Raw genomic sequence first — 17,557 nt, forward strand, 5'->3', positions numbered from 1 at the left:
AGCGAGGCTGGGTAAGAGACGGGCACTATGGGTAAGAAGTCCAAGGGCAAGAAAAAGCGCCTGGCGAAACTCGAAAAGCAGAACAGCCGCGTCCCTGCGTGGGTCATGCTCAAGACCGACATGGACGTCCAGCGAAACCCCAAGCGCCGAAACTGGCGGCGTAACGACACCGACGAATAATGAGTGCCAGTGATTTCGAGGAGCGCGTCGTCACCGTCCCGCTCCGCGACGTGAAGGCCGCACCGAACCACGAGGCAGCCGACCGGGCGATGAAGATCGTCCGCGAGCACCTGGCGAAGCACTTCGCAGTCGAGACCGACGCCGTCCGCCTCGACCCCTCGATCAACGAGGCTATCTGGGCCGACGGCCGGTCGAACCCGCCGCGGAAGCTTCGCGTCCGCGCCGCACGCTTCGACGAGGAGGGCGAACCGGTTGTCGAAGCCGAGTTCGCCGAGTAACTTGCTCCGCGCCTCCTTCGCCGGCTCCGCGTACGTCGGCGTCTTCGCGTGTGCGACGGACAGCCTCCTGCTCGTCCGACCGGACGCCGACGACGACACCGTCGTGGCCATCGCCGACGAACTCGGCGTGACGGCCGTCCCGACGACCGTCAGCGGCTCCGGCACCGTCGGTGTGCTCGCCACCGGCAACGAGAACGGGCTGCTCGTCAGCAACCGCGTTCTCGAGTACGAACGCGAGCGCCTGGCCGAGGCGACCGACGTCCCGATCGGGACGCTGCCGGGCGAGATCAACGCCGCGGGGACGGTCGTCCTCGCGAACGATCACGGGGCCTACGTCCACCCGGACCTCTCCCGGGAGGCCGTCCAGGCCGTCGAGGACACCCTCGACGTGCCCGTCGAGCGCGGCGACCTCGCCGGTGTCCGAACTGTCGGCACCGCCGCCGTCGCGACGAACGAGGGCGTCCTCTGTCACCCGAAGTCGACCGACGAAGAACTCGACCGGCTGGAGGACGTCCTCGACGTGCGCGCCGACGTCGGGACGATCAACTACGGCGCCCCGCTCGTCGGCTCCGGCCTACTCGCCACCGACGCCGGCTACGTCGTCGGCGAGGACACGACCGGCCCCGAACTCGGCCGCATCGAGGACGCCCTGGGCTACCTGCAGTGAGGTCGGTCGCGACACGGCACAGTGACCCAGTCGATCGTTTTCCCGCGATACACCACAACTAGCCGTCTACCGGCCGGTATCGCTCGGCTCGACGATCCCGTTCCCGCTCCGTCGGTCCCCAGCAGTCGATAGCCGGAAGGGAACATTCTTCCGCCTGCCTGCCGGAACGCAGTACATGAACGAAACTGCGGCGCGTACGTTCGCGACGAAACTGTCCAGCCCAGTCACAGCGAGTGAGGTGACTCGCCGATGAGTTCCAGCCAGCAGGAGCTACAGGCCCTCTCGCAGGAACTCCAGCAGATCGAAGAGCAGATCGAGGCGCTACAGGGGAGCGTCGAAGAGATCCGCAACGAGCAGACTGCCGTCGACGAGGCGATCGACGCCGTCGAGTCCCTCGAATCGGGCTCGATCGTGCAGGTCCCCCTCGGTGGCGGGGCGTACGTCCGCGCAGAGGTCCAGGACATCGACGAGGTCATCGTCGAGCTCGGCGGCGACTACGCGGCCGAATTCGAACAGGACGACGCGGTCGACACGCTCGATTCCAAGGCCGACCGCCTCGACGATCGCATCGACGAGGTAACCGAAGAGATCTCCGAACTCGAAGCCGAGAGCACCCAGCTCGAACAGCAGGCCCAGCAACTCCAGCAGCAGGCGATGCAACAGCAGATGGGCGCCCTGGGCGGGCAGGGAGAGCCGGACGAGTAGGGCCATGTTCGACAACCTGAAGGAGAAACTCGGGAGCTTCCGATCGGAGGCCGAAGACGTCGCCGACGAGAAGGCGGAGGAGCTAGACGAGGAGGACGCGCCCGAGGAGGCGGCGGTTGCGGCCGACGCGAGCGCAGCCGAACCGACCGGCGAGGCCGACGATCGTTCGGATCCGTCGGCTGGCGAACGGACGGCAACTACCGAGCGGGCGTCCGCTGATACCACCGAAGGGATGGCTGTCGACGCCGAGCGGGAGCCGACTGACGCCTCTGCAGGGTCGTCCGCCGACGGCGAGTCGGGCGGCTATCGCGGGGGCGTCGCCGCTGATACTGACGAGTCCGACTCGGACGGCCCCGGATTCGGGCGCAAAGCGGCCTCGCTTGCCCGCGGAAAGTTCGTCATCGAGGAGGCGGACCTGAAGGGGCCGCTCGACCAGCTCGAACTCGCCTTGCTCTCCTCCGACGTCGAGGTGAGCGTCGTCGACGAGATCGTCGGCACGATGCGCGACGAACTGGTCGGGGAGACGCGAACCTTCACCACCTCGACCGGCGAGGTCGTCGAGGACGCGCTGCGGACGGCGATCAAAGACGTGATCAGCGTCGGTCAGTTCGACGTCGAGGAACGGGTGGCCGAGGCCGAGAAACCGCTCGTCATCGTCTTCACCGGCGTCAACGGCGTCGGGAAGACGACCTCGATCGCCAAACTCGACCGCTGGCTCGACGCCCGGGGCTACTCGACCGTGATGGCCAACGGCGACACCTACCGGGCCGGCGCGAACGAGCAGATCAAGGAGCACGCCGAGGCCCGCGGGACGAAGCTCATCACCCACGAGCAGGGCGGCGACCCCGCCGCGGTGCTCTACGACGCCGTAGAGTACGCCGAGGCGAACGACGTCGACGTCGTCCTCGGCGACACGGCTGGCCGACTCCACACCGACGAGGGCCTGATGGACCAGCTCGAGAAGATCGGTCGCGTCGTCGACCCAGACATGACGCTGTTCGTCGACGAAGCTGTCGCGGGTCAGGACGCGGTCAAACGTGCCCGCGAGTTCAACGAGGCCGTCGAGATGGACGGCGCGATCCTGACGAAGGCCGACGCCGACTCCAACGGCGGCGCCGCCATCTCCATCGCCCAGGTGACCGGCAAGCCGATCATCTTCCTCGGGGTCGGCCAGGGCTACGACGATCTGGAGCGATTCGACCCCGACGAACTCGCGAATCGATTGCTCGCCGAGGAGTGAGGCCGCTCGGTCGTCCTGTTCGGTGGGGGCCGTGGCGCCGGATCTGGATCGCGTGGGCGCTCACGACCCTCGGACTAATGCTCGTCATCCTCCTGGCGACGGCAGCGTCGATTGCGCTATCTGTCGGCAGTGGGGAAGCCGTCGGCTTTTCTGGGCTAGAAGTCGGTGACTTTGGACTGAATTCGCCCGTCGTCGATGGTCGCAGGTTCCTCCGACTGACTGGCGGCGTAGCGGGTCAGTTCGTCGGGCGTGATCTCCTCGCTTGCCTGCGCCACAGCGAGTTCGGGGAGTGAGAGGGCGTCTCCTCGACGGAGTTTCTCGCGGAGCTGTTCGACGGTGAGCGTCTGAAGGGCGACGTCGAGATCGACGACGGCCGCTCGGTCCCGCTTCGCCTCGGCGAGATTGATTCCCTCCGAGAGAACGCGCTCGAAGGAGAGGCCAGTCTCGTCGACCCCTTCGTAGAGGAAGGCGAACGCCGAGACGAGCGCGTCGAACGTCTCGATTCCGTCGTCGCCTTCGAAGAGGAGCCGCCGGTCTCGTTCCGAGAGGTGTTCGATCAGGAGTTCGAAGTCTCGGAGTGATTCAGTGATCCGGCCTCGGATCCTGGCTCTCGTGTTTCGTTCGGACTGTTCGCTCGCAAGCGTCGTCTCGCCGCGAAGGTACGCTCGGTCAGCCGGGCTGAGGATTCCGCGGTCGCGTGTTTCACCGGACATACTCTATTTCGGGTTATACAATTCGAATAGGGATATATGTATACTCCGATACGGGTTATGTATTCGAAAACGGTCGAAATCCTTAACCGATGTCGACCGGGTGTAGATGACACGCATGACGAACGCGAACGACGCCGGGAGTGCGGTGAGTGGGGCCGGATCGAACGGGGGCCGAAACCTTTCCGACGCTGCCATCGTGGCGCGCGTCGATGCCGGGACGCTCTCGACGGTGATCGACGCGCTCTCCGCGCTGGTCACCGAGTGTCGCCTCGAATTCGACGACGATGGGCTGTCGGTCATCGCGACCGACCCGGCCGTCGTCGCCTCGGTCAGCGTGGACCTCGCTGCCGGTGCGTTCGAGACCTACGACGGCGCGAACGGCACGTTCGGCCTCGACGTCGAACGGCTCGGAACGATCGTCGGACTGGCCGATCGCGACCGGCCGGTGACCCTCGCCGTGGACGCGGGGACGCGTCACCTCCACGTCGGTATCGGCGAGCTTCGATACGAGATGGGGTTGCTCGACCCCGAGACGATCCGCTCGCCGCCGGATCCGACGGAACTGCGTTTCGAGTACGGTGGCGGGGCCGTCCTGCCAAGCGCGACCGTCGACCGGTTCGTCGGGGCGACCGATCTGGTGGCGAACCACCTCTCGATCGCCCTGGCTGACGAGGCGCTTCGAATCGAGGCCGACGGGGACGTCGACGCCGTCTCACTGGAATTCGAGGCGACCGACCTCCAGGCGTTCACCCCGGGTGAGGCCCGTTCGCTGTACTCCCTCGAGTACCTCCGCGACATGAGCCGGGCCATCCCCGGTGACGCGGCCGTCGATCTCAGGATCGGGACGGAGACGCCGATTTCGCTCGGGTTCGAGATCGCCGACGGCGACGGCTCTGTGGAGTACGTACTGTCCCCGCGAATCGCGCGGGAGTGATCTGTTTCGATTCCGGATTGCCCCTCAGCTATTCGACCGAATTCGCGCTGCGAGCGTTTCGGCCTGCTCCCCCTCCAGCGAGTCGCGCTCGAGCGAGAGGGAGACCCCGTCGTCGCCACTGCGGGGCAGGATGTGGACGTGGGCGTGGTCGATCCTGCCGACGAGCGGGCCGGAGGTGTGGAATACGCTGAAGCCGTCGGGATCGAGTGCCTGTTCGAGGGCAGCCGAAACGTGTCCGACGGCGTCGAAGACGGCCTGGCGCGTCGGCTCCGAGGCGATTGAAATCTCCTCGCAGTGACTCGTCGGGATCACCAGCGTGTGACCGTCGACGGCCGGGTTGGCGTCGAGAAATGCCACGGCGTCGTCGGTTCGATGGACTTCGGCGGCGTCGCCTTCCCCGGCGGCGATCTCGCAGAACGGACAGTCGGCTTCCATGTCAACAGGTTTGGGCGGACTGACAAAACGTTGTGGCCTCAGAGCCAGTCCTCGTCGTCGGCTTCGTCGCCCTCCTCGACGGTTTCGAGCGTCGCCGCGAGATTCCGCAGGGCGTCGAACTTGGTGGGTCCCTGACTGGAGATGCCGGTCTCGTCGTCCGCGGCGATCCAGAGACCGTCTTCGACGGTGATCCTGACGGTCGTTACGGCTCCGGACCCATTCGTCGGCTCCTCCTTGGCCTCCCGTCCGTCGTCGGCTGTCGTGTCGTCGCTCATACTCGGCGTTCGGCGGGTTCCGTGGAAAGCGTTGCTGGTTCACTCGGAGACTGGTTGCCTGTCCTAGCTGCTGGCGTGTCCGGTCGCGTCGACGTCGGCTGGCCCAGTCACGGCCGCCGATCGGGCCGACGCGATCGCCCGCGCGAGAAAAGCCTTTAACGAGCGCGCCGCGTAGGCTCGGCAAATGGTACTCGACGATCTCGGCAGTTCGCTGCGGGGGACCTTAGACGACCTCCGGGGCAAATCTCGTATCAGCGAGGCCGACGTCGAGTCGGTCGTCACGGAGATCCAGCGCTCGCTGCTGTCGGCCGACGTCGACGTCTCGCTCGTGATGGAGCTCTCGGAGAACATCGAGACGCGTGCGTTAGAAGAGGAGCCGCCCGCGGGGACGCCGGCGCGCGACTTCGTCCTGCGCATCGTCTACGAGGAACTCGTCGACCTCATCGGCGAGTCGACGGAGCTCCCGCTCGAAGATCAGACGATCCTGCTGGCCGGGCTGCAGGGGTCGGGGAAGACGACCTCCGCGGCCAAGATGGCCTGGTGGTTCTCGACGAAGGGGCTCAAACCGGCGGTCATCCAGACCGACACCTTCCGGCCGGGCGCCTACGATCAGGCCGAGCAGATGACCGAGCGCGCGGAGGTCGACTTCTACGGCGATCCCGACGCGGAGGATCCCGTCGAGATCGCGCGCACCGGTCTCGAGGAGACGGCCAACGCCGACGTCCACATCGTCGACACCGCCGGTCGGCACGCGTTAGAAGCCGACCTGATCGACGAAATCGAGGAGATCGAGCGCGTCGTGGATCCGGACACCTCCTTGCTCGTCCTCGACGCGGCGATCGGTCAGGGTGCGAAGGACCAGGCCCGTGAGTTCCACGACTCCATCGGCATCGACGGTGTCGTCATCACGAAGCTGGACGGGACGGCGAAAGGTGGCGGTGCGCTGGCGGCGGTCGACCAGACCGACTCCTCGATCGCCTTCCTCGGGACCGGTGAGGAGGTCGACGACATCGAGCGCTTCGAGCCCGAAGGGTTCATCTCCCGACTACTCGGAATGGGCGATCTGGCCCAGCTCGCCGAACGCGTCGAGCGTGCGATGGACCAGACGGACATCGAGGAGGACGACTGGGACCCCGAGGAGATGCTGCAGGGCAATTTCACCCTGAACGACATGCAGAAGCAACTCGAGGCGATGAACAACATGGGCCCGCTCTCGCAGGTGCTCGACATGATCCCCGGCATGGGTGGCGGCATCAAGGATCAACTGCCCGACGACGCGATGGACGTCACCGAAGAGCGCATGCACACCTTCCGGGTCGTCATGGACTCGATGACCGACGCCGAGAAGGAGTACCCGCGTGCGATCGGCGCCAGCCAGATCGAGCGCATCGCCCGTGGCTCCGGCACCAGCGAGGAATCCGTCCGCGAACTCTTAGAGCAGTTCAAGCTGATGGAACGGACCATGAAGCAGTTCCAGGGGATGGGCTCGGAGAAGGAGATGCAGCGCATGATGCAGCAGATGGGAGGCGGCGGAGGCGGTGGTATGGGCGGGATGGGTGGCGGTGGCGGCCCGTTCGGATAATTTGACGGTGTAGCGACCGCTGGCTCGCTCAGTTTTGTGACTCCGAACCCGGTGACCCGTGGGATCCGATGACCCTCCGAACCCGGCGACCCGTGGGATCCGACGGCCTTCCGGACCCGACGACTCTCGGGACCCGACGGGCGCACCGAGCGGTGACTCCACGGGACTGTGACTACGCTCCGCTCCACTCGTCACCATCCACTCGCCGACCCTCGTTCGGCCGACTGTCGATCGATCGCCGGAGATCACTCCAGCCGTTCGTCGACGGCGTCGAGCACCGCACACAGGGTCTCGACTCGCGGCGTCGGCTCGATCCGGTCCCGTTCCGGATCGTACTCGAGGACGTCGGCGTCGGCCAGTTTCGGGACGTCGACGTGTCTGAGTGCGAGCCTGACCTGTTCGTCGTCGCCGTCACAGTACTCGGTGATCGCCCGCGAGAGGTCGGCCGTCGTCGTCTCTCCCGTGTCGTCCAGGTGTCGGAGCACGTGGTGGCGGCGTGGTTCGCCGAGGAGGCGCCAGACTGTGCTTCCGTCCCCGTCGACCACCGTTTCGGGCATCAGGATTGGTTACACCACTATCGAATAAATAGCCTTCCCGTACGCCTCTACTGTTGAATAGTCAATCGTTACGACGTATCGCCCGTCGTCGCTGCTGGCTCGGCGGCGGGAATCCGCTCGACGGACCTGACGCACAGGTCGTCATCCAGCTCGGCGACGAGTTGCTCCTCGTCGATCTGGAGGCAGATCCGGAACACGGTCGGCGCACGTTCGACGACGTCGACACTGACGGTCCGTTCGATCTGTGCGCGCTCCCACGTCAGCTTGCGCAGGGGGACCGGATCGTCGACGCCGTGATCGTAGTAGAACGCGACGACACCCGGGTGTGTCAAGATCGAAAACCAGAGGACCGACCGTCTGGTGTATCGGCACCGCTCACACTGGAGGATCGCCCAGGCTTCGGTGCGCGAGTCGCAGTTCGAACAGAGCTCGTCGGTCGGTGTATCCTCGTCACTGATCGGTTCGTTGTCGTCAGCGATCGGTTCGTGGTCCTCACAGACCTCGACGCGTGTCTCGATCTGGCCCGCACAGATCGGGCAGATTCCCCGCATCATCGGGATGATCTTCGCGTCGTAGTAGGTGTGGGCCGCATCGACGATCTCCTCCGGCGATCGGCCGGAGAGCCCGCCGGGAGGAAACTCGTAGTGCATGAACGTTCCCCGCGGAAGGTCACCGCCGACGAGTCCCGCACACGCCGTACACTGGACGGTGATCGTCTCGTCGTCGTAGCGGAGTTCGACCGGCGCGCCGCAGAAGACACACTCGCTGTCGACCGCTCGTGACGATAGTTCCGGATTCGCCGTGATCGTTCCCGCGATGATCGCTCGGACGACTTGCTCACCCGCCAGCCGGAGTTCGTACCCCACATCCGATTTTTTGATGAAGTGGCCGGCGAGCTTGTCGAGGTGGTATCCGAAGTTTCCCCGGTCGTCGGGGGCGACCGTTCGGCGCAACGCCTCGTAGCGCATCGGTCCGTCGGCTGCCCAGAGCGCGCCCAGAACGTCGAGACGCGTCTCGTGTCCGAGTGTCGCGAACGCTTCGGACGGGTTGGCGTCCCACGTCGCACCGTCCGCTGTCGGCAACATATACCGGTACTGTCTGTGTGGACATTTACAAGTTCTGGCAGATCGCGCCTGCTTGGGCGTACTGCGCCTGATTCGAACGTACCAGTTCGGGTTAATGCAGTGCTAGCTGTTCGGTAACAGGAAGTAACGATAGATCTGTGCCAGACGCACGATTCGTTCGCCCGGTGCGGTGTGTCAGGACTCGACCGGCTTGCCGTCCTCGGTTGGCGGCGCGACGTGGTCGACGTAGTCTTCGAGCGATGGTTCGTCGACTGTCACGCGGATGTCTATCTCCCCGAGTTCGTCCGGTTCGCCGACCGCGAAGGTCGCCCGCTCTTCCAACGCCGGCTGCTTTTTGAGCGCAAACGTGAAGCTGTTACCGTCGCGGTTGGTGAAGAACTCACTTCTGGCGGTATCGAGAATCTCGTGGCGGTGGAGCAGCTCCGAGAGGTGCTCGAGCGAGTGGGCCCGACCGTAGATCTCGCCGTGGCGCTCCTCGAGGTCGGCTTCCGGCACGATGTTCGCGACCGCATCGCGAACTCGATCCGTCACTTCCGTATCGAAGACGGGTGCCGTGATCTCGACGTCGACGCGATAGATCGCCTCGCCGGGCTCGCTGGTGTCTTCGCTCATTGGTCGACCTGTAGATCGGCGTCGGTGGTGATGATCTCGCGGACGCGCTCGTGGAACGCCGCCAGCGTGTCCGTGTTTTCGACGACGACGTCGGCGTCGGCCATCGCCTCGCCCATCCCCCAGCCGAGTTCGCGTTCGTCGCGTTCTTCGAGCGATTCGCCGCCGTCGGCCGCGCCCGCGTCGCGTCCCCTGTCGTCGAGACGCTCTCGGCGGATCTCGGCCGGCGCTTCGATACTCACGAGCGTGAAGTCGTCACCGAAGGCGTCCTCGAAGATGTCGACCTCGTCGTCCGAACGGATCCCGTCGACGAGGACCGCGTCGTGGTTCTCGAGGCGATCCTCGATCATCGGCAGCGACCGCTGGGCGATCGCCGTCGGGCCGTCCTCGTCACGCAGCGCCTGCGCGACCGCCCCGTGATCCGTCGCCGGATCCAGGCCACGGTCGGCGGTCTCCTGGCGCACCACGTCGCCCATCGTCACGACGGGGATCCCCGCCTCGCGGGCGACAGTCGCCGCCTCTCCCTTGCCGCTGCCCGGTAACCCGACGGTTCCGATGACGTGCATTGGCTCTCGATACTGGCGAGACGAGCATAAGGGCTGTGGGTTCGGGTCCAGGCGGTGAGGATCAGGTTTCAGCCGGGAGATCAGCTTTCGGCTGCGGGAATCTCCGCGGGCGCTACATTCGGCTGAGGTGGATCTCGTCGTCTGTGACCGACTCGACGTGGTCCTCGTCTAATGCGTAGGTTCCCTCGTCGGCGTCACCCCACCCGAGTGTCGCCTTGATCGAGTCCGTCATCCCTGGGTCAGGATCGACGTGAAGTTGGCCGTCTCTTACCGCTTTGACCATGCCGATCTCGTCGCCGTCGCTGGTTACCACGCGCTTTCCCTCCTCGTCGTCGGTGTAGTGTGCGCACATTGCACCGCAACCGACAGCCAGGAGACGGGTGAATGTGTCAGGGGCAGGCGCAGGCCGTTTACGTACCATCGCCTGACTCGACCGCCCCGAGCGTCGCCGTTTCCGTCGTCGTCGGAGTGTCTGGGCCTCGCATACGACTCGCCGCGTGCTCTCAGACGTATTCGGCGGGGAGCAGGTCGTCTTTCGGCCGGTCGACGAGCCAGTCGGCGAGCTCGACGAGCTGGTCGGTGGCGGCCTCGAAGAGCTGTGCGCCCTTTTCGGCGGAGGCGTCCCGCGGGTCGCCGAAGGACCCGTTCGCCGAGTTCTCGATCGAATCGTGGAAGACACGTGCGCCGTTGCGCGTGAACGTCTCGCGATCGACGGGAACCATCCCGCCCTCGTAGGCCGCTTCGAGCTCGTCCTCGCGGACGAGGTCCTCGAGGTAGGCGACCATCGACGTCTCCTTCGGGCCTGCGTGGGGGCCGTTGGTCTCGAAGAGTTCGTCGACGAGTTCCGGGATGGACTCGTCCCACATCCACTCGATGGCGTAGGCGGTCCCGTCTTTGTGGAGTCGCTTCGAGACCTCCTGGAGGTGCTGGACGTTGCCGCCGTGGGCGTTGACGTAGATGACGCGGTCGATTCCGTGGGCAGTCAGGTTCCGCGTGAGACTCTCGACGTAGTCGCGAAAGACCGGCGGTTCGACCCACATCGTCCCGGAGAACTGCCGGTGGTGGTCGCTCACGCCGACCGTGATGGTCGGCGTACAGAGGTAGCCAGTCCGCTCGGCGGCCTCGCGAGACAGCCCGCGGGCGATCATGTGGTCCGTCCCTTCGGGAAGGTGCGGACCGTGTTGCTCCGTCGAGCCCAGCGGCACCAGTGCGATCGATTCGTCGTACGCCGCCACCTCGGGCCAGGTGACATCCGGCAGGTGCATGGATGACTGCAGGGCCTCGGTCACCAACGGTCTTCCGGCTTCGGCGGGATTGAGGGCCAAATCCATACCGCTTATGCCACCCGCGACGGAACCAGTTTGTAGGGGCATGTAGCTCAGTCCGGATAGAGCGTCGGACTTCTAATCCGACGGTCGTGGGTTCGAATCCCATCATGCCCGCTAATTCTGTTGCGAGCGACAGCGAGCAACGAATCGAGGATCGTGTGGGATTCGAATCAGGGAGGAGCTTTGCTCCGACCGTGGTTCGAATCCCATCGTGCCTGTGCGAAAACTATTGGTTTAGCGTTTCTACCTGTAGCTAATAGCCAATCCCTCAGACGACTGAATTCGGTCGATTGCCGATCAAAATCCTTCCCTCTCGATTGGGTGCCCGTTCAACTGCGTAACGCGCCCCTTCGCAGTCCCCTGGTTTTTGGTGTTGGATTGTGAGGGACGTGGAGGTGGTCGGCGTGACGTTCTCCGACGCGGAGATTCGACGTCTCCTGGAGAACGAGTCGATCAATCCTGAGCCGGGAAAGAGTCGCGAATTCCGCTGTTCGGAGTGCCGTGCACGGTGTACCGTCCTCCTCGACGGACACTCTGAGGCCGGTCATGCGCGCTCGTGTTCCCGTCGACTCGAGCGGACGGGCTCGTATCGAACGTGTCCATCGGCATCCTGTGAAGTTGGGACGCAGCAATGACGAGGTTCGTTCCGGCTTCGACGCTTTACCATGTCGAGTCACGGACGTCCGTCCCGCACCCTGCAATCACGAACTCGGAGACAGCAGTACACGATTCGCTGGTCGAATATCGGGGGTGATCCGGGGTGAGCCGTGTCGTAGAGCGAGACTGCCTCCCGGTGTGGGAGTCCGTCTCTGCATCCTGCCCACTGTGTCCAGAGTGTTCTCGAGAGATCAACCGCGTCCGAGGATATCGCGACTCTGAAAAATCGGTTTAAGCGGGCTCGGCTATTCTGTCGCCTTACCAGTTGTTAGGGATAGTGAAGGACCCAGCATTCTCCTCCCGTTCACCATCGATAGCGATAATATTCACTTCGTCTCCTGAACTGAGGCCAGCACTGCTAAGATTAACGGTGGCAGACTCTCCAGTGGATGCATCATCAAGGCTACTCACATCAATATTACTATTGACTGCGCCTCTAAGTTCGTACTCAGATGCATCGCCAGGTTTCATGACAGTGAGAGTTACGTTCTGATTCGATGAATCAACGTCTGACTGTACCTGCGCGTTAATCGGACTATCAGTACTGTCACCGAAGTCCATCACGAGCGTCGCGATGACAGCCGCCAGAATAACCGTAATAGCAACCATCAGGATAACGCCGATCACAGGGGATACGGCGCGTTCGTCTTCCGATCCGACTAGTTTGTTGCGGAGTGTTTTTCCGTCCATCATTGTTGTCCGTCCTCGGCTGAACGAACAGAAAACGTATATCGGAGGGGGGTGACCACCCGCCACGGGTGGCGGACACATGGTCTGCTCCCCCTACACCATCGTTCTCTGTCCAGTGCCGGGTACGACGAAGTGACGGAACGGATATCGTATAAATCTATCTGCTAATCAGGAACTCGTGACTGTCACTGAAACCTGAGTAGGTGTGCTTGTAGACTCTCGACGTGGGCTGCAGCTTTGCAAGCACGTCTTGAACGGGCTGAGGGGCCCGATATCGAGAGAGTTAGCGAATTTCCCGAGGTCCTATAATGGTTTTGGTCAACTCATCGATTGACCCAGCGGGTTGGGTCTGCCCCGATTGTCGACGCCACGCAACTCGCGCGCACCGCCGATGGTGGCCGGTCCGTCGATGCCTGGGAATGGGTCCAGGAACATCGCGAGGCGGTGCGGTATCGGAGCACGCACCCGAACAGGGATTGGGGGCGATGGCGAGCGCGCTCGTTGCAACCCAGTTCTCAGCCGGTTCGATCACCGAGAACAGCTACTGGCCGGCGTTCGTGTTCGACGACGATCGACGCGGCCGGTGTCGATGCTGCGAGCGATAGCGAGGGGGAGCCCGGTGGTGGTTCGAGTCACCAACGTCTCAGTGGTGATCGTGGTTCCCCGAGATCGCTGGATCGACCGTGGCGTACCTGTCAGGCTGTTTCTCGAACGATCGCTTGCACGCCGTCGAACAGAAGTGATAGGTCTCGCCGGCGTGTGATACGCTCGGTCCGTCGTCGTCGGTGCGCATCCCACACACCGGGTCCCGATACTGCCCGGGTGCGCCGAGTCCCCGCCGGTAGACGTAGAAGAGAAAGCCAGAGAGCGCGAACGCGATCAGGTTGAGATAGAACGTGTAGTTCAGTTCGAAATAGGTCTGCTCACTCGCCGTCATGCCGCCAGCGAGATCGGGGACGATTCCCAGGACGTCGAACAGCTGCTCCATGAGAAAGCCCGTGAACGCCATCGTCACGAAGAACACGCCGAGGATGTAGGCCATCACCTTCCAGCCGTAGTACTTCCGGTAGACGTTGAGCACGGGGATCGTGATGAGGTCGGCGTAGACGAACGCGATGACGCCGGCGAAGCTCACACCGCCGCCCCAGAGCGCGACGGCGAAGGGGACGTTCCCCATGCTCCCGACGAAGCTGATGACCGCGATGGCCACCCCCATGACCGCGTTCTCGGCGCTGACCAGCAGCCCGTCGCCCTGGAGAAAGAGCGTGTTCCAGACCCACTGGGGCACGAACACGATGACGAATCCCGAGATCAGAAAGCCCGCGATCACGTCTTTGTACAGCATCGACCACTCCTTTCGATACTGGTTGCCGACTTTGTACCACCCGCCCCACGACCGCAGTTCGTCCCGCCAGCCACCACTGCTCGCCGCCTCCTGTCGGTAGGTCTCCATGCACCCCGCAGAGCAGAATTTCAGGGTTTCTCCACCGTCGGTCACGAGCGTATGCTCGTCTTTTCCTTCCATTCCGCAGGTCGGGTCCTCGGAGACCCCGTGGTCGCGATCTTGCTGGTTCAGTTCGGCGCGGACGTCCTCGAATAGGTTCTCCGGGAGCGTCAGGTGGACGACGACCGCCATCACTGCGATGAGGATCACGCCGCCGAGCAACTCGGCGACGAGGAACTCCCAGCCGAGCAGGATCAGGATCATCAGCCCGAGCTCGACGATGAGGTTCGTCGAGGCGAACATGAACGCGAGGAAGGTCACGACGTGGGCGCCCTTCTTGAACAGCCCCTTCCCGATGGCGACGGCGCCGAAGCTGCAGCCACTGCTGGCCGCACCGAACACCGTCGCTTTCGTGATGCCGGCGATATCGCCGTCCCCGAGCATCGCTGCCATTCGCTCTTTCGAGACGTAGACCTGGACGAGACTGGTGATCACCAGTCCCATGATGATCGCCCACGCTGCCGTCCAGAGGAAGCCGATCCCGATCCGGAGCGCCTCGCCTACCGCTGTGCCAAGCGTCGCCACCATCGTCTCGGTGTTACGATTCGCTTTCGAGTCGTTCCAGGCGGCGTTCGTACTCTTCGTCGCTCAGGTCGCCTCGTGCGTAGGCGGACCGAAGCTCGTCGAGCGCGGGATCGGTCGATTCTTCCTGCCCGGGTAGCGCCTGGTAGCCGAGGTACAGGGCTCCGATGACCAGGGCGAGGAAGAGTAACTGCATACCGATGCCGATGATGAACATCCAGGCGGATGGACCTGTGCCCCACATGTGGTCACCCCACACCCCATCCATCATCGGACCGGACCCCATCATGCCACCCCACATGCCGAACGTGGGAAGGACGATGAGCGCACCGACGAGTAGCAGGACGAGCCAGACTAATCGGCGAGTGGTTGTATCGGTGGTCATAATTTTGGATCGTGTGTCGCGTCGAGACGCGACCCCTATCTAGAGAGACGGGTGCAGCGTTTACTTCTCTTGCCCTTATGACATCGAGGCAGTCGGGAGCTAAATCCTTGGAATGCAATTTTCCCGGAGCCGAGTGGGAACGGTTCGTCTAATCAGGGCCGTTCTCCGGAGGGCTCCGTCGGTCGTCGATCGGCGCTCCCATCCAACGGCGTCATCGCCGACACCTGTACACACCAGTTCAAACACCCATGCCGACGACATCCCGTCCGTGAACGATCGTTGTCAATCAGCAGGCTGGGGCCGCTCTAGTACGGACCCGTCGGGAAGCCCCGGGACCGAAAGGTCCACCCGACGAAGCAGCTGTGCGTTGACTGCGACGATCACCGTGCTGAGGGACATCAACAGTGCACCAACGGCCGGTGAGAGGAGGAACCCGATCGGTGCCAGTATTCCTGCGGCCAGCGGAATTGCAACGACGTTGTAGCCGGCCGCCCAGACGATGTTCTCTTGCATCTTCCGGTAGCTCGCCTTGCTCAGCGTCACGAGTCGAGCGACGTCCACGGGATTGTTCTGGACGAGGATCACGTCGGCCGACTGGACGGCCACGTCGGTCCCGCTGCCGATGGCAATGCCGACGTCCGCTCGGGTGAGCGCCGGCGCATCGTTGACGCCGTCGCCAACCATCCCGACCAGTTTCCCCTGGTCCTGGAGTTCCTGGACCGTCACGTCCTTGTCTTCTGGCAGGACCTCGGCGAACACCGTATCGATGCCCAGTTCCGTCGCAACTGCGTTCGCCACGTCCTGTGAGTCTCCGGTGAGCATCGCGACCTCGACCTCGAGGTCGTGGAGCGCGTCGACGACCTGGTAACTCTCCCCACGGATCACGTCGGCCATGGCGAAAGCCGCGATCGGTTCACCCGCTCGGACGAGATAGACGACGGTCTGTGCGTTCTCCCCGGCTTCTTCGGCGAAGGTCTGCAGGTCCGAAGGGACCGCGCTGTCGAGGTGGGTCAGGAGGTTCGGGCCGCCGACGAACACCTCGTTACCGTCGACGACTGCCCTGACCCCACGACCCTTCATCGCCTCGAAACCGTCCGAAGCAGGCGTCTCGACGCCTCGATCGTCGGCGGCTTCGCGAATGGCACGGGCGATCATGTGCTCGGAATCTCCCTCCACGGCCGCGGCCAGCGCCAGCGCCTCGTTCTCGTCGACGCCGCCGACGGTTACCGACGCGACGACCCCGTGCTCGCCCTCCGTGAGCGTTCCAGTCTTGTCGAAGATGATCGTGTCGAGGTTTCGCGCTCGTTCCATCGCGATGCGATCGCGGACCAGCATCCCGTTTCGGGCTGCGAGCGACGTGTTGATCGCGACGACGAGTGGGATGGCCAGCCCGAGCGCGTGCGGGCACGCGATCACCAGCACAGTGACGACCCGCTCGATGACGGCAGCATCGAACGTCGTTGCCAGCGTCCAGGCTACCGCCGTGACGAGCGCCGCCAACACCGCGACGTAGAACAGCCAGCCAGCGGCTCGGTCGGCGAGTACCTGCGTCCGCGACGTGCTGCGCTGGGCCTCCTCGACCAACCGCATGATTCCGGCCAGCGTGGTTTCCTCACCGGTGGCGTCGATTCGCGCGCGGAGGCTTCCGTCGCCATTGACTGTCCCTCCGATGACTTCGTCGCCGGGTTCTTTCGACACCGGCCGCGACTCGCCCGTGATCATCGCCTCGTTCACGTCCGACTCGCCCTCCTCGACGACCGCGTCGGCCGGCACGCTCGCACCCGGGCGGACGAGGACGCGGTCGCCCTCCGAGAGCGCACTCACCGGTACCTCCTCGGTCTCGTCATCCTCGGTGAGTCGTTCGGCGGTGTCGGGCAGCAACTCCGCCAGTTCGTCGATGGCGCTCGACGCCCGCCGAACCGACCGCATCTCGATCCAGTGGCCCAGTAGCATGATGTCGATCAGGGTCACCAACTCCCAGAAGAACGCCGTCTCGGCCAGGCCGAAGACGCTCGCGAGGCTGTAGACGAATGCGACGGTGATCGCCATCGAGATGAGCGTCATCATCCCCGGCGCCCGATCCGTCACTTCCGGAACTGCCATCCGAAGGAACGGAACGCCCCCGTACGCGAAGACGATCACCGAGAAGACGGGGGTGATCCACTCGCTGCCAGCAAACGACGGAACGGTGAAGCCGAGCCACTCCTGAAGCGTCTCACTGTAGAGGAGCACCGGGATCGAGAGCAGTGTCGAGACGAAAAAGCGCCGACGGAACAGCTGTTCGTGCCCGGCGTGCATCCCTCCGTGGTCGTCGGGATCGTCAGATCCGTGTTCGTGGTGCGACGCTTCGGCAGGGTGCCGACTTCCAGCAGTGTCTGTGGCTTCCGATTCACGCACCGACTCCTCGACGTGTGATTCGTCGGTTCCCATCCGCCCCTCGCTGTCGCTTCCGGTACTGTGGCTGTGGGGATCGTGCTCCCTCGGCGACTCGTCTCCTGGTTGATCGGTGTGCTCGTCCATTGGTATCGTATTACGTGCCTGTAGGGTAGCTGGGGTAATGGATGTACGGAGCCGCTCGTTGAAACGGGGGATTTCGTACTGGAGGCCAGTGTACTGTCACGGCCGTTCATCACGACGAAAAACCG

The 17,557-nt window shown here is 64.0% G+C and carries 20 protein-coding genes and 1 tRNA gene; 8 read left to right on the plus strand and 13 right to left on the minus strand.

Annotated features, from left to right (window positions below; genetic code table 11):
* The first annotated feature begins 27 nt into the window (after nucleotides 1–27).
* From HALRU_RS01650 to ftsY, 5 genes are all read left to right on the plus strand, one after another.
* On the plus strand, nucleotides 28–180 hold the full coding sequence (locus HALRU_RS01650) for a 50S ribosomal protein L39e (protein WP_007699949.1): 153 nt from the start codon (nucleotides 28–30) through the stop codon (nucleotides 178–180).
* A complete protein-coding gene (locus HALRU_RS01655; protein ID WP_015299685.1) occupies nucleotides 180–458 on the plus strand; it encodes a 50S ribosomal protein L31e in 279 nt (92 codons plus the stop codon). The genes HALRU_RS01650 and HALRU_RS01655 overlap by 1 nt, the downstream gene beginning before the upstream one ends.
* Nucleotide 459: 1 nt before the next feature.
* The gene (locus tag HALRU_RS01660) at nucleotides 460–1,125 is read left to right on the plus strand and encodes a translation initiation factor IF-6 (protein ID WP_015299686.1); all 666 of its coding nucleotides are present in this window, start codon (nucleotides 460–462) and stop codon (nucleotides 1,123–1,125) included.
* A 249-nt stretch (nucleotides 1,126–1,374) separates the two neighbouring features.
* The gene (gene pfdA / locus HALRU_RS01665) at nucleotides 1,375–1,830 is read left to right on the plus strand and encodes a prefoldin subunit alpha (RefSeq protein ID WP_015299687.1); all 456 of its coding nucleotides are present in this window, start codon (nucleotides 1,375–1,377) and stop codon (nucleotides 1,828–1,830) included.
* A gap of 4 nt (nucleotides 1,831–1,834) precedes the next feature.
* On the plus strand, nucleotides 1,835–3,070 hold the full coding sequence (gene ftsY, locus HALRU_RS01670; RefSeq protein WP_015299688.1) for a signal recognition particle-docking protein FtsY: 1,236 nt from the start codon (nucleotides 1,835–1,837) through the stop codon (nucleotides 3,068–3,070).
* Between the two features lie 155 nt (nucleotides 3,071–3,225).
* Here the strand turns inward: ftsY and HALRU_RS01675 are convergent, their stop codons facing one another.
* A complete protein-coding gene (locus HALRU_RS01675; protein ID WP_015299689.1) occupies nucleotides 3,226–3,783 on the minus strand; it encodes a hypothetical protein in 558 nt (185 codons plus the stop codon).
* Nucleotides 3,784–3,898: 115 nt separating this feature from the next.
* Here HALRU_RS01675 and HALRU_RS01680 point away from each other — a divergent pair, with 115 nt between their 5' ends.
* Entirely contained in the window at nucleotides 3,899–4,717 is an 819-nt protein-coding gene (locus HALRU_RS01680) for a DNA polymerase sliding clamp (protein WP_148680392.1), read from the plus strand.
* A gap of 24 nt (nucleotides 4,718–4,741) precedes the next feature.
* Here HALRU_RS01680 and HALRU_RS01685 read toward each other — a convergent pair whose 3' ends face one another.
* Nucleotides 4,742–5,152: an HIT family protein gene (locus HALRU_RS01685; protein WP_015299691.1), complete on the minus strand. Its 411-nt coding sequence runs from the start codon at nucleotides 5,150–5,152 to the stop codon at nucleotides 4,742–4,744.
* Nucleotides 5,153–5,190: 38 nt separating this feature from the next.
* A complete protein-coding gene (locus HALRU_RS01690) occupies nucleotides 5,191–5,427 on the minus strand; it encodes a type II toxin-antitoxin system HicB family antitoxin (protein ID WP_015299692.1) in 237 nt (78 codons plus the stop codon).
* A 184-nt stretch (nucleotides 5,428–5,611) separates the two neighbouring features.
* Here HALRU_RS01690 and HALRU_RS01695 point away from each other — a divergent pair, with 184 nt between their 5' ends.
* Nucleotides 5,612–7,009 (plus strand): signal recognition particle protein Srp54, encoded by a 1,398-nt coding sequence (locus tag HALRU_RS01695; RefSeq protein ID WP_015299693.1) that lies wholly within the window; start codon nucleotides 5,612–5,614, stop codon nucleotides 7,007–7,009.
* A gap of 245 nt (nucleotides 7,010–7,254) precedes the next feature.
* On the opposite strand, the gene HALRU_RS01700 is transcribed toward HALRU_RS01695, so the two are convergent.
* The 6 genes from HALRU_RS01700 to HALRU_RS01725 all read right to left on the minus strand — a co-directional run bounded on the left by HALRU_RS01700 (nucleotide 7,255) and on the right by HALRU_RS01725 (nucleotide 11,091).
* A complete protein-coding gene (locus tag HALRU_RS01700) occupies nucleotides 7,255–7,566 on the minus strand; it encodes a DUF7344 domain-containing protein (RefSeq protein ID WP_015299694.1) in 312 nt (103 codons plus the stop codon).
* Between the two features lie 68 nt (nucleotides 7,567–7,634).
* The gene (locus HALRU_RS01705; protein ID WP_015299695.1) at nucleotides 7,635–8,651 is read right to left on the minus strand and encodes a DUF7351 domain-containing protein; all 1,017 of its coding nucleotides are present in this window, start codon (nucleotides 8,649–8,651) and stop codon (nucleotides 7,635–7,637) included.
* Nucleotides 8,652–8,825: 174 nt separating this feature from the next.
* Nucleotides 8,826–9,263, minus strand: a complete 438-nt coding sequence (locus HALRU_RS01710; RefSeq protein WP_015299696.1) for an RNA-binding domain-containing protein — start codon at nucleotides 9,261–9,263, stop codon at nucleotides 8,826–8,828.
* Complete coding sequence (locus HALRU_RS01715) at nucleotides 9,260–9,826, minus strand: AAA family ATPase (protein WP_015299697.1); 567 nt, start codon at nucleotides 9,824–9,826, stop codon at nucleotides 9,260–9,262. Before HALRU_RS01715 ends, HALRU_RS01710 begins: the two co-directional genes overlap by 4 nt.
* 112 nt (nucleotides 9,827–9,938) lie before the next feature.
* Complete coding sequence (locus HALRU_RS01720) at nucleotides 9,939–10,178, minus strand: hypothetical protein (protein WP_015299698.1); 240 nt, start codon at nucleotides 10,176–10,178, stop codon at nucleotides 9,939–9,941.
* Between the two features lie 151 nt (nucleotides 10,179–10,329).
* Nucleotides 10,330–11,091 carry a creatininase family protein gene (locus HALRU_RS01725; RefSeq protein WP_148680393.1) on the minus strand — a complete coding sequence of 254 codons (762 nt, stop codon included), beginning with the start codon at nucleotides 11,089–11,091 and terminating at the stop codon, nucleotides 10,330–10,332.
* 102 nt (nucleotides 11,092–11,193) lie between these two features.
* Between HALRU_RS01725 and HALRU_RS01730 the strand changes: the two genes are divergently transcribed.
* Nucleotides 11,194–11,268: transfer RNA gene (locus HALRU_RS01730), tRNA-Arg, on the plus strand.
* An 801-nt stretch (nucleotides 11,269–12,069) separates the two neighbouring features.
* Here HALRU_RS01730 and HALRU_RS01735 read toward each other — a convergent pair.
* From HALRU_RS01735 to HALRU_RS01750, 4 genes are all read right to left on the minus strand, one after another.
* Nucleotides 12,070–12,504: a type IV pilin gene (locus HALRU_RS01735; protein ID WP_015299700.1), complete on the minus strand. Its 435-nt coding sequence runs from the start codon at nucleotides 12,502–12,504 to the stop codon at nucleotides 12,070–12,072.
* Between the two features lie 640 nt (nucleotides 12,505–13,144).
* Complete coding sequence (locus tag HALRU_RS01740) at nucleotides 13,145–14,533, minus strand: permease (RefSeq protein ID WP_015299701.1); 1,389 nt, start codon at nucleotides 14,531–14,533, stop codon at nucleotides 13,145–13,147.
* A 10-nt stretch (nucleotides 14,534–14,543) separates the two neighbouring features.
* Nucleotides 14,544–14,912, minus strand: a complete 369-nt coding sequence (locus HALRU_RS01745; protein WP_015299702.1) for an SHOCT domain-containing protein — start codon at nucleotides 14,910–14,912, stop codon at nucleotides 14,544–14,546.
* A 282-nt stretch (nucleotides 14,913–15,194) separates the two neighbouring features.
* On the minus strand, nucleotides 15,195–17,432 hold the full coding sequence (locus HALRU_RS01750) for a copper-translocating P-type ATPase (protein WP_015299703.1): 2,238 nt from the start codon (nucleotides 17,430–17,432) through the stop codon (nucleotides 15,195–15,197).
* Nucleotides 17,433–17,557 lie beyond the last annotated feature (125 nt).

The organism is Halovivax ruber XH-70 (genome assembly GCF_000328525.1).
Classification (GTDB): Archaea; Halobacteriota; Halobacteria; order Halobacteriales; family Natrialbaceae; genus Halovivax; species Halovivax ruber.

Excerpts from the sequence above, each read along its gene's own strand:
- HALRU_RS01650 (WP_007699949.1), top strand. The coding sequence starts at position 28 with ATGGGTAAGAAGTCCAAGGGCAAGAAAAAGCGCCTGGCGAAACTCGAA.
- HALRU_RS01655 (WP_015299685.1), top strand. The coding sequence starts at position 180 with ATGAGTGCCAGTGATTTCGAGGAGCGCGTCGTCACCGTCCCGCTCCGC.
- pfdA (WP_015299687.1), top strand. The coding sequence starts at position 1,375 with ATGAGTTCCAGCCAGCAGGAGCTACAGGCCCTCTCGCAGGAACTCCAG.
- ftsY (WP_015299688.1), top strand. The coding sequence starts at position 1,835 with ATGTTCGACAACCTGAAGGAGAAACTCGGGAGCTTCCGATCGGAGGCC.
- HALRU_RS01675 (WP_015299689.1), bottom strand. The coding sequence starts at position 3,783 with ATGTCCGGTGAAACACGCGACCGCGGAATCCTCAGCCCGGCTGACCGA.
- HALRU_RS01680 (WP_148680392.1), top strand. The coding sequence starts at position 3,899 with ATGACGAACGCGAACGACGCCGGGAGTGCGGTGAGTGGGGCCGGATCG.
- HALRU_RS01685 (WP_015299691.1), bottom strand. The coding sequence starts at position 5,152 with ATGGAAGCCGACTGTCCGTTCTGCGAGATCGCCGCCGGGGAAGGCGAC.
- HALRU_RS01690 (WP_015299692.1), bottom strand. The coding sequence starts at position 5,427 with ATGAGCGACGACACGACAGCCGACGACGGACGGGAGGCCAAGGAGGAG.
- HALRU_RS01695 (WP_015299693.1), top strand. The coding sequence starts at position 5,612 with ATGGTACTCGACGATCTCGGCAGTTCGCTGCGGGGGACCTTAGACGAC.
- HALRU_RS01700 (WP_015299694.1), bottom strand. The coding sequence starts at position 7,566 with ATGCCCGAAACGGTGGTCGACGGGGACGGAAGCACAGTCTGGCGCCTC.
- HALRU_RS01705 (WP_015299695.1), bottom strand. The coding sequence starts at position 8,651 with ATGTTGCCGACAGCGGACGGTGCGACGTGGGACGCCAACCCGTCCGAA.
- HALRU_RS01710 (WP_015299696.1), bottom strand. The coding sequence starts at position 9,263 with ATGAGCGAAGACACCAGCGAGCCCGGCGAGGCGATCTATCGCGTCGAC.
- HALRU_RS01715 (WP_015299697.1), bottom strand. The coding sequence starts at position 9,826 with ATGCACGTCATCGGAACCGTCGGGTTACCGGGCAGCGGCAAGGGAGAG.
- HALRU_RS01720 (WP_015299698.1), bottom strand. The coding sequence starts at position 10,178 with ATGTGCGCACACTACACCGACGACGAGGAGGGAAAGCGCGTGGTAACC.
- HALRU_RS01725 (WP_148680393.1), bottom strand. The coding sequence starts at position 11,091 with ATGCACCTGCCGGATGTCACCTGGCCCGAGGTGGCGGCGTACGACGAA.
- HALRU_RS01735 (WP_015299700.1), bottom strand. The coding sequence starts at position 12,504 with ATGATGGACGGAAAAACACTCCGCAACAAACTAGTCGGATCGGAAGAC.
- HALRU_RS01740 (WP_015299701.1), bottom strand. The coding sequence starts at position 14,533 with ATGGTGGCGACGCTTGGCACAGCGGTAGGCGAGGCGCTCCGGATCGGG.
- HALRU_RS01745 (WP_015299702.1), bottom strand. The coding sequence starts at position 14,912 with ATGACCACCGATACAACCACTCGCCGATTAGTCTGGCTCGTCCTGCTA.
- HALRU_RS01750 (WP_015299703.1), bottom strand. The coding sequence starts at position 17,432 with ATGGACGAGCACACCGATCAACCAGGAGACGAGTCGCCGAGGGAGCAC.